At 53.7% G+C, this 13982-nt stretch carries 6 protein-coding genes; 4 read left to right on the forward strand and 2 right to left on the reverse strand.

Annotated features, from left to right (window positions below; genetic code table 11):
• Positions 1-332: 332 nt before the first annotated feature.
• Positions 333-665 carry a hypothetical protein gene (locus H6F75_RS26480; protein ID WP_190756175.1) on the reverse strand — a complete coding sequence of 111 codons (333 nt, stop codon included), beginning with the start codon at positions 663-665 and terminating at the stop codon, positions 333-335.
• A gap of 371 nt (positions 666-1036) precedes the next feature.
• Here H6F75_RS26480 and H6F75_RS26485 point away from each other — a divergent pair, with 371 nt between their 5' ends.
• Together H6F75_RS26485 and H6F75_RS26490 are read left to right on the forward strand one after the other, a co-directional pair.
• The gene (locus H6F75_RS26485) at positions 1037-7777 is read left to right on the forward strand and encodes a HAMP domain-containing protein (protein WP_190756177.1); all 6741 of its coding nucleotides are present in this window, start codon (positions 1037-1039) and stop codon (positions 7775-7777) included.
• A gap of 89 nt (positions 7778-7866) precedes the next feature.
• Entirely contained in the window at positions 7867-9570 is a 1704-nt protein-coding gene (locus H6F75_RS26490) for a response regulator (RefSeq protein WP_190756178.1), read from the forward strand.
• 164 nt (positions 9571-9734) lie between these two features.
• Here the strand turns inward: H6F75_RS26490 and argC are convergent, their stop codons facing one another.
• A complete protein-coding gene (gene argC, locus H6F75_RS26495) occupies positions 9735-10799 on the reverse strand; it encodes an N-acetyl-gamma-glutamyl-phosphate reductase (protein ID WP_190756180.1) in 1065 nt (354 codons plus the stop codon).
• A gap of 307 nt (positions 10800-11106) precedes the next feature.
• Here argC and ribBA point away from each other — a divergent pair, with 307 nt between their 5' ends.
• Positions 11107-12852: a bifunctional 3,4-dihydroxy-2-butanone-4-phosphate synthase/GTP cyclohydrolase II gene (gene ribBA / locus H6F75_RS26500; RefSeq protein WP_190756196.1), complete on the forward strand. Its 1746-nt coding sequence runs from the start codon at positions 11107-11109 to the stop codon at positions 12850-12852.
• Between the two features lie 254 nt (positions 12853-13106).
• The gene (locus tag H6F75_RS26505; protein ID WP_199304149.1) at positions 13107-13766 is read left to right on the forward strand and encodes a class I SAM-dependent methyltransferase; all 660 of its coding nucleotides are present in this window, start codon (positions 13107-13109) and stop codon (positions 13764-13766) included.
• Positions 13767-13982: the final 216 nt, after the last annotated feature.

Raw genomic sequence — 13982 nt, forward strand, 5'->3', positions numbered from 1 at the left:
TAAAACGGTGGTTCAGCTCCAATAGGTATTCAGAACACTTTGGTATTTGAGCAACCTCATAGCGATCGGGTTTTTAATTCGTCTACTTTGTAAGTAAAACGTTGGATAAAGACCTGCTTATATACCGAGTCTAGAAGTGAAGTTCTACCTACAAAAAACTTCACTTTTGGATTTGGATAAGACTTATCAAGCAAGGAGGCTGTCTGAGTAGGGGCGATAGCATCCTAAACAGATGAATATGAATCGGTCCATTTGCTCCGAAACATCTTGCGTTGATTACTCACTCACAACCTTTGATGAGCAAAGAAAGCTTGAGCTGATGTAGGGAAGAATCATGTTTGCTGCGATCGCAAGTCTGCCATCAATACATTAATTCGCTCGGCAACATCGGCTTTTGCCTCTGGATCAGCATCATGCAAAAACACATCTAGCACAAACCAGCGACACAGCAACGAATCGATAAAAATCAATCTTAGAATCAGCTGATTCAACACCTCTGTTACTAGCTCGTCCGGTAAGCGCCGGATTTCATCTCGAATGGCTAAAGCCGTCTCTAAGTCTCGGCTTTCACCGACTTTTGTTACAGCTTGAACTACAGCCTCAACCAGTTGAGGTAGATTGATTCCCGACTGACTCGATTCATTAAGTAAGGATTGATCGTCCAAGGGAATTGCGGGTTAGAAGGTGAGATACTAGAAGGGCTGGTACAGGCAATAGCAACTGACAGTCAGAAATGTAATCACATCCATTGCCAACTGCTCGTTATACAGCCTGCAAGCAACTATTGTGCAAATCATATAGCTAGCTTATCCAAATTGGGCCAGAAATGCTGTATTGACATCTCTCTTGGGACTGATTAATAAAAATCCATCCCTCTGTCCAAGGTATGAAGCCGATTCTATCCTTTGCGGTAGATGATCCGTAAGGGGAGGTGTGTCTGCTCTTCGAAAAGCCTTTCGCTGCAGAAACTTACTACCTCACTGGCTCAAGCGTCATCCTTTATCGCCATCCCTACCAAAAGCAGCCGTAGAAGCTTATGACAACCGCTCAAACCCTCGCTGAGACCAATAGCTTCGACCTGAAGCAACTGCTCAAAGTTTTGACTGAAGTGAAGAAAGGAAATTTTTCAGTGCGAATGCCGGTTGATCAGACGGGCATTGCAGGAAAAGTGGCCGATACGCTCAATGACATTATTGACAAAAACGAGCAGATCACGACGGAGCTAGAGCGGATCAGTGGGGTGGTGGGGAAAGAGGGCAAGACGAACGAACGGGCTTCGTTGGGTGGAGCAAAAGGATCGTGGAAAGCTTGTGAAGGGTCAATCAACACGCTGATTGTGGATCTAGTGCAGCCAATGGCGGCGATTACACGGGTGATCCGATCGGTGGCCAATGGTGACCTGTCACAGGCGATCGCAACCGAGATTGAAGGGCGATCGCTGCAGGGGGAGTTTCTGCAAACGGCACAAATCGTTAACACGATGGTGGCTCAGCTGCAGTCCTTTGCTTCTGAGGTGACGCGGGTAGCGCGAGAGGTGGGAACCGAAGGCAAATTGGGCGTGCAGGCGGAAGTCAAAGGGGTTGCTGGTACTTGGAAAGATTTGACCGACAACGTGAACTCGATGGCGGGGAACCTGACGGCGCAGGTGCGGAACATTGCCGAAGTGACGACGGCAGTGGCCAACGGTGATCTCTCCAAGAAAATTACGGTCGATGTCAAAGGCGAAATTCTGGACCTGAAAAGCACCATCAACATCATGGTGGATCAGCTCAACTCCTTCGCCTCTGAGGTAACGCGGGTAGCGCGGGAAGTGGGAACTGAAGGCAAGCTGGGTGTACAGGCGCAAGTGCCCGGGGTGGCCGGCACCTGGAAGGATTTGACGGACTCCGTGAACTCGATGGCCGGCAACTTGACGGCGCAGGTGCGGAACATTGCCGAAGTGACGACGGCAGTGGCCAACGGCGATCTCTCCAAAAAAATTACCGTAGATGTTAAAGGTGAAATTCTCGACCTGAAAAGCACCATCAACACAATGGTGGATCAACTCAACTCCTTTGCCTCTGAGGTAACCCGGGTAGCGCGAGAAGTGGGCGCTGAGGGTAAGTTGGGCGGGCAGGCAGAGGTGCGCGGCGTGGCTGGCACCTGGAAAGACCTGACCGATTCGGTAAACTTCATGGCGGGCAACTTAACCGGCCAGGTGCGAAACATTGCCGAGGTGGCAACGGCGATCGCCAACGGTGACCTGTCCCGCAAAATCACGGTCGATGTCAAAGGTGAAATTCTGGAGCTGAAGAACACCGTCAACACAATGGTGGATCAGCTGAATTCCTTTGCCTCTGAGGTGACGCGGGTGGCGCGGGAAGTGGGCACCGAAGGCAAGTTGGGCGTACAGGCGGAAGTGAAAGGGGTTGCCGGCACCTGGAAAGACTTGACCGATAACGTGAACCTGATGGCGGGCAATTTGACCGGGCAGGTGCGAAACATTGCTGAGGTGGCAACGGCGATCGCCAACGGTGACCTGTCCCGCAAAATCACGGTCGATGTCAAAGGCGAAATTCTGGAGCTGAAAAACACCGTCAACACGATGGTGGATCAGCTCAACTCCTTTGCCTCAGAGGTGACGCGGGTGGCGCGGGAAGTGGGAGCCGACGGCAAACTGGGCGGGCAGGCGCAAGTGCGTGGTGTGGCCGGCACCTGGAAGGATTTGACTGACTCGGTAAACTTCATGGCGGGTAGTTTGACGGCGCAGGTGCGGAATATTGCCGAAGTCACAACGGCCGTGGCAAACGGCGACCTGTCTAAGAAGATCACGGTGGATGTTAAAGGTGAAATTCTCGACCTGAAAAGCACCATCAACATCATGGTGGATCAACTCAACTCCTTTGCCTCTGAGGTAACGCGGGTGGCGCGGGAAGTGGGAACCGAAGGAAAACTGGGCGTACAGGCCGAGGTGCGCGGTGTTGCCGGCACCTGGAAGGATTTGACGGACTCCGTGAACTCGATGGCGGGCAACCTGACGGCGCAGGTGCGGAATATTGCCGATGTGACAACCGCTGTGGCAAACGGCGACTTGTCTAAGAAGATCACAGTGGATGTTAAAGGTGAAATTCTGGAACTGAAGAACACGATCAATACGATGGTGGATCAACTCAGTTCCTTTGCCTCCGAGGTAACCCGGGTAGCACGGGAGGTGGGAACGGAAGGGAAACTCGGCGTGCAGGCAGAAGTTCCTGGCGTTGCCGGCACCTGGAAAGACCTGACCGACAATGTGAATTCGATGGCAGGCAACCTGACCGGGCAGGTGCGAAACATTGCTGACGTGGCAACGGCGATCGCCAACGGTGACCTGTCCAAGAAGATTACCGTGCAGGTGAAAGGTGAAATCTTGGAGCTGAAAAACACCATCAACATCATGGTGGACCAGCTCAGCTCCTTTGCCTCTGAGGTGACGCGGGTGGCCCGAGAAGTGGGCGCCGAAGGCAAGCTGGGTGTGCAGGCCGATGTGCGCGGCGTGGCCGGCACCTGGAAAGATCTGACCGACTCGGTAAACTTCATGGCCGGCAGTCTAACGGCCCAGGTGCGGAACATTGCGGCAGTGACAACGGCCGTGGCCAATGGCGATTTGTCCAAGAAGATCACGGTGGATGTCAAGGGCGAAATTTTGGAGCTAAAAAACACCGTCAATACGATGGTGGATCAGCTCAACTCCTTCGCCTCTGAGGTGACGCGGGTAGCGCGGGAAGTGGGTGCCGAAGGCAAGTTGGGCGTACAGGCGCAGGTACCTGGTGTGGCCGGCACCTGGAAAGATCTGACCGACTCGGTAAACTTCATGGCGGGTAGTTTGACGGCGCAGGTGCGGAACATTGCCGAAGTCACAACGGCGGTGGCAAACGGCGATCTCTCCAAGAAAATCACGGTAGACGTAAAAGGTGAAATTCTTGACCTAAAAAGCACCATCAACATCATGGTGGATCAGCTCAACTCCTTCGCCTCAGAGGTAACGCGGGTGGCGCGAGAGGTGGGCACCGAAGGAAAATTGGGTGTACAGGCGCAGGTGTCGGGTGTTGCCGGCACCTGGAAAGATTTGACCGATTCAGTGAACTCGATGGCGGGCAATCTGACGGCGCAGGTGCGGAACATTGCCGAGGTCTCGACTGCGATCGCCAACGGCGACCTGTCTAAGAAAATCACCGTAGATGTGCGCGGTGAGATTTTTGAACTGAAAAACACCGTCAACACGATGGTGGATCAGCTGAGTTCCTTTGCCTCTGAGGTAACGCGGGTGGCGCGGGAAGTGGGAACCGAAGGCAAACTGGGCGGTCAAGCCCAGGTAGTTGGCGTAGCGGGCATCTGGAAAGACCTGACCGATAACGTCAACTCAATGGCTGGCAACCTGACGGCGCAGGTGCGAGGCATCGCTAAAGTTGTGACGGCCGTCGCCAACGGCAACCTGAAACAGAAGTTGATGCTGGATGCCAAAGGGGAAATCGAAACCCTGGCAGACACGATCAACGAGATGATCGACACGCTGGCAACCTTCGCCGACCAGGTGACAACCGTAGCGCGGGAAGTAGGGATTGAAGGAAAACTGGGTGGTCAGGCGAAAGTGCCGGGGGCATCAGGCACCTGGCGTGATCTGACCGACAACGTGAATGAACTGGCGGCAAACTTGACGACCCAGGTACGAGCGATCGCCGAAGTGGCAACCGCCGTGACCAAGGGCGATTTGACGCGGGTGATTGCGGTTGAGGCCCAGGGCGAAGTCGCCATTCTGAAAGATAACGTCAACCAGATGATCGCCAACCTGCGCGAAACCACCCAGAAAAACATTGAGCAAGACTGGCTCAAAACCAACCTGGCCAAATTTACGCGGATGCTGCAGGGCCAGCGCGACCTGGAAACGGTTTCCAAGCTGATCTTGTCCGAACTGGCTCCTCTGGTATCCGCCCAACACGGCGTATTCTACTTACTAGAAACCAGCGAGACCCATCCTCCCTGCCTGAAATTGCTCAGTACCTACGCCTATCGAGAGCGCAAGAGTTTAGCAAATCGCTTCTATCTCGGCGAAGGCTTGGTCGGCCAATGTGCTCTGGAGAAAGAGCGCATTCTGGTCACTGAGGTGCCCCATGACTACATCAGGATCAACTCTGGGCTGGGTGAAGCTTCGCCGATGAATGTGGTCGTGTTGCCGGTTTTGTTTGAGGGGCAGGTGACAGCTGTAGTCGAGTTGGCATCGTTCAACCGATTCAACGAAATTCACCTGACATTTTTTGATCAACTGACCGAAAGTATCGCGATCGTGCTCAACACGATCGCCGCCAGTATGCGAACTGAGGAACTGCTGAAACAGTCCCAATCTCTGGCGGAAGAAATGCAGGGTCAGCAAACTGAACTCACCGACACCAACCGGCGTTTGGAGCAACAGGCGCAATCCTTGAAAGCGTCAGAAGACCTACTCAAGAGTCAGCAAGAGCAGCTACAGCGGACCAACGAAGAACTGCAGGAAAAAGCCGAACTATTGGCGACGCAGAACAGCGAAGTAGAGCGCAAAAACCGCGAAATTGAGCAGGCGCGATTGTCTTTGGAAGAAAAAGCTGAACAGCTAGCGCTGACGTCTAAATACAAATCTGAGTTTCTGGCAAACATGTCCCACGAACTCCGAACTCCGCTGAACAGCTTGCTGATTTTGGCGCGACTGCTGTCCGACAACACTGAGAACAACTTGACCCACAAACAGGTGGAATATTCTCAGACCATTTACTCCGCCGGCAATGACTTGCTAGGGCTGATTAACGACATCCTCGATCTGGCGAAGATCGAATCTGGCACAATTTCAGTGAATGCTGAGCCCATCCTGTTTGCCGATCTGCAAGTGCATCTAGAGCGCACCTTCCGTCAGGTTGCCCTCGATCGCAAACTCGATTTTCACATGCACTTCAGCGAGCAACTGCCCCGCACCCTTTATACCGATGCCAAGCGACTGCAACAGGTGTTGAAAAACTTGCTGGCAAACGCCTTCAAGTTTACCGAGCGGGGACAAGTAGCGCTAGAAATCAGCGTTGTCACCCAGGGCTGGAGTCCAGAGAAAATCAGATTAAATCAGGCGGATCAGGTGATTGCCTTTGCGGTGAGCGATACGGGCATCGGCATTGCTCCAGAGAAACAGCAGATCATCTTTGAGGCCTTCCAGCAAGAGGATGGGACAACGAGCCGCCGCTATGGTGGCACCGGTTTAGGCCTGTCGATTAGCCGGGAGATTGCCCAACTTTTGGGCGGTGAAATTCGCCTGACCAGTGAGCTGGGTCAGGGCAGTACGTTTACTCTATATTTGCCACTGACCTATGTGGAGCGCCAAGAGAACGGGGAGACCGGCAGACGGGACGGTCGGGAGCAGAGAACCATTTCGGTAGAAACTCGCAGAGCGCCACTGCCGAATGGCTCCTCGGCTAGCTCGACGATCGCCCTGCACCCCACAGACGTCGCGTTGCCTTTGTCAGGGGGAATCCAAGCCGCTATCCCGGTCACCGCAACTCAAGTGGGTACCTTCTCAGTTGATCCAGCGCTAGAAGACGATCGCGTTTCGATTCAACCCGACGATCGCTCTTTGCTGATCATCGAAGATGACGTTAACTTCGCCCGCATCTTGCTCGATCTGTCGCGAGAACACGGCTTCAAAGGCTTAGTTGCCACCCGGGGCGATGTGGGCCTACAGATGGCGCAAGAGTTTCAACCCTCTGCCATCATGCTTGACATCCGGTTACCCGTTTTGGACGGTTGGACCGTGCTGGACTACCTTAAGCACGACCCGGCCACCCGCCACATTCCGGTTCACATTATGACCGTGGAAGATGGGCAAGGTCGCAGCTTACGGCAGGGGGCGATTGCCTACCTGCAAAAACCCGTCAGCAGTGAATCTCTGCTCAATGCCCTGGCCAGTATGAAAGAGTTTGTGGAACGGTTGGTCAAGAGCTTGCTAGTGGTAGAAGACGACGAACAGCAGCGCCAAAGCATCGTCGATTTAATCGGAAATAGCGATGTCAGCATCACGGCCGTTGCCACCGCTGCCGAAACCCTAGCCGCGATTCGCGCCCAACAGTTTGATTGTGTAGTCCTCGATCTGATGCTGCCCGATGCCAAAGATTTTGAGCTACTCGAACAAATCAAACGCGAACCAAACTTAGGTCGCCTGCCGATCATCGTCTACACGGGCAAAGATCTAACCGTTCAGGAAGAAACGGAACTGCACCGCCTGTCCGACATCTTGATCATCAAGGATGCGCGATCGCCCGAACGCCTGCTCGACGAAACCAGTTTGTTCCTCCATCGGATTCAGGCAAACTTACCCGATCGCCAACGGTTGATGCTAGAACAACTACGGCGGAACGATCCGATTCTGGCAGACAAAAAAGTGCTGATTGTAGATGATGACGTTCGCAATATCTTTGCCCTTACCGGCCTGTTAGAGCGTGAGCAAATGCAGGTTCTCTATGCCGAAAGCGGTAGAGAGGGCATCGATATTTTGCAGGCAAATCCTGATATTGATGTGGTACTGATGGATATTATGATGCCTGGAATGGACGGCTACGAAACCATGGGGGCAATCCGACAGATTAGTCAGTTCGCCGATCTGCCGATGATTGCCCTCACGGCCAAAGCTATGAAAGGCGATCGCGAAAAATGTCTGGAAGCAGGTGCAACCGATTACATTACGAAACCAGTCAAAATGGAGCAACTGCTATCACTACTACGAGTCTGGCTCTCCCAATCTAGAGACTAGGTGCTAAAGGGTGAGAACTGGGCTGCTCTCACCCTCAATTCAGACTTTGCTTGGCAGTTCATTCTCTCCGTCCTCCCATTCTCCACACCATGCCCCCTGAACTCGAAGCCAACATTCTTCTGGTTGACGATCGCGTAGAAAACTTGATCGCCCTAGAAGAGATTTTGGGCAGATTGGGGCAGAAACTCGTGACCGCTCAATCCGGAAAAGAAGCGCTTCGATGTCTGCTGAATCAGGATTTTGCCGCAATTCTGCTAGATGTAGAAATGCCAGGCATGGATGGGTTTGAAACCGCATCCCTGATTCGGCAGCGAGAGCGATCGGAGCACACCCCAATTATCTTCGTCACCGCGTTTAGCACCGACGATCAGTTGCAGATGAAGGGCTACGCGCTGGGAGCAGTGGATTATTTACTCAAACCGATTAACCCCGAAATTCTCATTTCCAAAGTCTCTGTATTTGTTGAATTGTTCAAAAAAAACCAGGAGATCCAGCGGCAATCGGCAGAATTAGCCATGCAGAAGGTCGAGATTATTCAAGAACAGCTTGCTCGTCAGCAAGCAGAAGCTGCTAACCGCATGAAAGATGAATTCATGGCGATCGTTTCTCATGAACTACGAACCCCGCTCAACGCGATCTTAGGCTGGTCACAACTATTGGTAGCAGGCAAACTCGACGAGGGCACGGCGAGCCGCGCGATCGAAACTATTAATCGCAACGCCCTATCTCAGGCGCAACTCATCGATGACATCCTCGATGTTGCCCGCCTGACCAGTGGCAAAGTGAAAATTCATCGACATCCGGTCGATTTGCTCAGTTTGATCTCCGACGAGCTGGAGTCCATTCGTCCTGCCGCCAACGAAAAAGGTATTCAACTGACCGGTGAGTTGACGACCGATCCCTGTATTGTCAGCGGCGACATGCAGCGCCTACAGCAAATCCTTCGCAACTTACTCTCAAACGCCATTAAATTCACGCCGGGAGGCGGACAGGTTGAGGTGGGGTTAAAGCGAATCATGGGCAATGAGTCGTGGATAACTAGCAAAAACCAAGAGCCACAACGAACGACCCCACACCCCTTACCCAACACGGTATTGGCCCAAATCACTGTAACTGACACCGGCATCGGCATTGACTCTGATTTTCTGCCTCAGATTTTTGAATACTTTCGCCAAGCAGATTCGTCTTCCACCCGTTCCCACGATGGGTTAGGGCTAGGATTGGCGATCGTGCGCCAACTCGTTGAGCTTCACGGCGGCAAAATTGACGCTGCCAGCGAGGGCAAGGACAAAGGCACGACCTTTACTATCTCGCTGCCGTTGCCCACTCCAACCCAGCTTGACCCATCTGCCGAGACGCCAAACTCAGAGTCATTGCCTAGCGATTTAGCCCTAGAGAATATCTCTGTTTTGGTAGTAGATGACAATGTCGATAACCGAAACTATCTAGTGACCGCGCTGGAGCTAGCGGGTGCTCAAGTCACTGCAGTGGCCAGTGGACAAGAGGTGATAGATTACCTACAACACTCGCACCCCGATGTGTTGTTAAGTGACATTGCCATGCCCAACGAAAATGGCTACGAACTACTGCAACGAGTTCGGATGGTTGAACAAGAACTGGGCAGAACAATTCCGGCGATCGCCCTGACGGCCTATGCCAAGCCAGAAGATCGAAATCAAGCACTCTCAGGTGGCTTCCAACAATTTCTCTCCAAACCCGTTGATCCAATTCAGTTGATTGAAGTTGTAGCAACGGCAGCTAGAGCAGAAGTCAGCAAGCTAACAGCCCTTTAAACACGCATTAAACCTCGTTAATAGTCCCTGACAACTAATCCTAAATCCTGCTTGGCTACCCCCAATTCAGAAGGGCGAATGCGATAGAGCCTTTGGCTCGGCTACGCCTATGCCCCTACGGTTTGGCCTCTTGATAATCGGGGTGATGTGATTCGGATTTGGTATTAGGGATAAAAAGTAGTGGTCGGTAGACCAAGAGACTCTTCGAGGCCCATCATTAGGTTGAAGCATTGTACAGCTTGAGATGCCTGGCCTTTCATCAGGTTGTCGATCGCCGACATGACAATCACCCGTCCGGTGCGCGGGTCAGTTTCAAGGCCGATGTAGCAGCGGTTGGTGCCCCAGGCCCACTTAGTTTGGGGGTAGGTGCCGCTGGGCAGCACCGTCACCCAGGGGGAAGAGCGATAGAAGGCGCTATAGATGGTGAGCAGATCGTCGCGCACGAGGCCGGGGTCGCGCAGGGTGGCGTAGATGGTGGCTAAAATGCCCCGCACCATAGGAATCAGGTGAGGTGTAAACTGCACCATCACCTCTTGACTGGCCAACCCTGTGCAGATGGCTTCAATTTCGGGCGTATGGCGGTGGCGAGCAACACCGTAGGCTCCCAAGGAGTTGCTGGCTTCAGCGAGCAGCATGCTGGTTTTGGCTACCCGGCCACCGCCAGAGGTGCCAGACTTGGCATCAACGATCAGAGTTTCGGGCTGGGCGAGACCCTGCTTGAGCAGCGGGGCAATGCCCAGCAGGCTAGCGGTGGGGTAGCAGCCGGGGCAGCCCACCAGGCGGGCGTCACGAATGCGATCGCGAAATAGCTCAGGCAGCCCGTACACAGCTTCACCCGCAATGCTCTGGTCGGTGCGATCGCCCCCGTACCAAGACTGGTAGGTGTTTAAATTCTCAAAGCGGTAGTCGGCGGAGAGGTCAAGCACCCGACAGCCCCGCTCCAGTAGCGTCGGGGCCATGCCGTAAGCCAGCCCGTTGGGTAACGACAGAAACACGACCTGACAACGCTGGGCAATTTCGCCCAAATCTACGGCTTCGACCGTTAAATTGACGGAGCCTGCCAGATGGGGATAAATATCGGTGTAGGGCTGCCCAGCACTGCTGTCGCCCCCCAAGTAGACTAGCTCTACCCCCGGGTGCTGAGTGAGCAGCCGCACCAGCTGCACCCCTCCGTAGCCTGACGCGCCCACAATGCCGACTTTGATTTTTCCGACGGGTGACTCGCTCATGGTTCTGGGGCTGGCTAGGTTGAGGGATATAAGGGAGTAGGGGCGGCTCTGGAGGGGCGATCGCTAAACCCGGTTAGCCCCTTCCCCTTAGATCAGCACTGTAATAGTAAACCAGTAATCTCCAATTCAACATGGTGGCTTCGGATGCTGTTAGTGGTCCATTATCTGAGGCCGATGGCGCCAGGTTTACCGCTGATTCTAGGGATACGGCCATTCTCTCTATGAAGCGCAGGTCATAAAGCTAGAATTTTAGAAGCTAACGTACTTTCTACAGGTTTGCCCCACCGTGCTCAACCCAGAATCGGAGATGCCGCCCGCCCCTCGTCAGTCACCCTCCGACCTCGAACTGCCATCCGATTTTCAGTTCGATTCGATTGAGTCGGCGCTCCACGACCTGGCGGCAGGCAAGTCGATTGTGGTAGTGGATGACGAAAACCGTGAGAACGAAGGCGACGTAATCTGCGCCGCCCAGTTTGCCACTCCCGACATCATCAACTTTATGGCGGTGGAAGCGCGGGGGCTGATCTGCCTGGCGATGACTGGAGAACGGCTCGATCAGCTGGACTTGCCGCTGATGGTTAGCCCTAGCGCCTTTGAAGACGAAAACGAGCAAACCGCCTTTACCGTCAGCATTGACGCCGCCCTGAGCTGGGGAGTCACTACGGGCATTTCTGCTGACGATCGCGCCCGCACCATTCAAGTCGCCATCAACCCCAATGCTCGCCCCCAAGACCTGCGCCGCCCCGGCCACATCTTTCCCCTGCGAGCCAAGGAGGGCGGCGTGCTGAAGCGGGCTGGTCATACCGAAGCCGGAGTCGATCTGGCCCGGCTGGCGGGCCTCTACCCCGCCGGGGTGATCTGCGAAATTCAGAACCCTGACGGATCGATGGCGCGGTTGCCCGAGTTGGTTAACTATGCCAAAGCCTTTGGCCTCAAGCTGATCAGCATTGCCGACTTGATTCACTACCGCCTGCAGCACGAGCGTTTTGTGCAGCGGGAGGCGGTGGCCAGCATGCCCACCCAGTTTGGTGACTTTGCCATCTACGCCTACCGCAACCTGCTCGATGGCTCAGAGCATGTGGCTATGGTCAAAGGCGACCCCGCCACCTTTGCTGACCAGTCGGTGATGGTGCGCGTCCACTCCGAATGCCTCACGGGCGACGCCTTTGGCTCCCTGCGCTGCGACTGCCGTATGCAGCTTCAGGCGGCGCTCAAAATGATCGATGCGGCCGGGCGCGGCGTGGTGGTTTACCTGCGCCAGGAGGGGCGCGGCATTGGTCTAGTCAACAAGCTCAAAGCCTACTCTCTGCAAGATATGGGCCTCGATACGGTAGAAGCCAACGAAAAACTGGGCCTGCCGGTAGACCAGCGCAACTACGGCATCGGCGCGCAGATTCTCAACGACATCGGCGTGCAGAAATTTTGCCTGATTACCAACAACCCCCGCAAAATTGCGGGCATCAAGGGCTACGGTCTCGATATGGTGAGCCGCGTGCCGCTGATTATTGAGGCTACTGCTTACAACTCGGGCTACCTAGCCACCAAGGCCCAAAAGCTGGGGCATCTGCTGGTGCAGACTTACCTAGCAACGGTGGCCATCCACTGGCGCAGCGGCGACTTGCCAGTACAGGAGCGCTACCAAAAGTTAGAGCACCTGCGTGAGCTAGCCCACAGCCAGGGGCTGCTGCTGCAAGAAGAAGCTCGCCCGGTGGCGGCAGCGCTGTTTAGTCAGCCGGATCTGATTGTGAATCTGGGGCTAGATACCCTGCCGGTAGCGGGATCTGAGGTGTGGTACCACGATTGTGCGCAGCCGCAGATGAATGCGATCGCCACCCTACTCGACAAACTCGCCGCCTGGCCTGAAATCGACCAGCTCGCTTTCTTAATCTCCGGTGGCAGCGACCCCTTCAGCGGCTTGCAAGTCGGCCTCGATCGCCAAGTCTTTCACCACGACGCAGTGCCAACGCCTGAAACCGTCAAACCCTCCGACCTCTGCGGGAGCCTGGAGAGCCAGCGCATCTACGTCTTCTCCAGCCACCTTCTCGCAGATTAGTTCAGTACAACCTCGTGTGGAGCCGGGACAAAACGTTTCCTTCAAGTAATCACCGTTGGTAAGTGTGACCCGTGTAATGGCTTTCCCAGTAAGAATTACACGGAGACTGTCAGCATAATAATTTGTCGGTTGACTTCGTTTCAGCCTATAGGGGCATGGTTTGTGAACTGTTGGTGGACAACCAAAAATGACTGGACTTAAATTGTTCTGAGATTTGATTGCCTATGCAGTGTCCTCAATGCTTGCAACAAGTCATGGAGTCAATGAAGCAGTGCCAATGTGGTTTTGTATTTGATGATGTAGCGTTGGCGGACTTACAGGATTGGTTCGCAGAAGTTAAACGGACTTTGGAAACAGCCTATGTAGGCTTACCTGCCGCTTGGCAGCAATCCGGTAAGAGCGGGTCTTTTGAGGATTGGACACGACTGCGGATTGCAAACATTGCACCAGTGCAGCAACCTGGTACATATCTCGATATTGGTTGTGCAAATGGGTATTTGCTGGAGTGTTTAGTTGCTTGGGCAAAGCTAAAGGGTATTGAGATTATCCCCTACGGTCTAGACTACTCAATCCAACTTGTTGCTTTGGCGCAACAACGCCTTCATACTTCGCACAAGATTTATGTAGGTAATGCTTGGGATTGGACTCCGCCGCAGGATTTTGATTATGTGCGGACTGAACTCGATTACGTGCCGCGCAATTATCGAAAGCCTTTCGTTGAAAGATTATTGGCTGAGTTTGTTGCTCAAGACGGTCGGTTGATCATTTCTCAATACCGCAGTCGTCGTGATGATTTAACTCATGGGTGGGTCGATCAAGAGTTAGAAGGATATGGATTTCGAGTCATTGAAACTCATTCGGGATATAGCGGAGGTGGTTTGGAATTATGTCGGGTTGCAGTTTTAGAATCGTAGTAGCAATGCTGGCTAACGATCGCGCTGCATCAGAACGTTTTGATAGGGTTGATGGAGCTGCAAAGGTTGTGTGCGTCCAGTAAGCGCGAACATTTTCTAGAAATATAGCTATGGTCAAGGTGGTTAGGACATAGACTAAGTAGGGGAGTCTCACGGTGAGGAGTGCAATGGCCAAACCCTACAGCCTTGATTTGCGTCAGAAGGTCATCGACGCCA

Source organism: Nodosilinea sp. FACHB-131 (assembly GCF_014695395.1).
Classification (GTDB): Bacteria; Cyanobacteriota; Cyanobacteriia; order Phormidesmidales; family Phormidesmidaceae; genus Nodosilinea.

Excerpts from the sequence above, each read along its gene's own strand:
- H6F75_RS26490 (WP_190756178.1), top strand. The coding sequence starts at position 7,867 with ATGCCCCCTGAACTCGAAGCCAACATTCTTCTGGTTGACGATCGCGTA.
- argC (WP_190756180.1), bottom strand. The coding sequence starts at position 10,799 with ATGAGCGAGTCACCCGTCGGAAAAATCAAAGTCGGCATTGTGGGCGCG.
- ribBA (WP_190756196.1), top strand. The coding sequence starts at position 11,107 with ATGCCGCCCGCCCCTCGTCAGTCACCCTCCGACCTCGAACTGCCATCC.
- H6F75_RS26505 (WP_199304149.1), top strand. The coding sequence starts at position 13,107 with ATGGAGTCAATGAAGCAGTGCCAATGTGGTTTTGTATTTGATGATGTA.
- H6F75_RS26485 (WP_190756177.1), top strand. The coding sequence starts at position 1,037 with ATGACAACCGCTCAAACCCTCGCTGAGACCAATAGCTTCGACCTGAAG.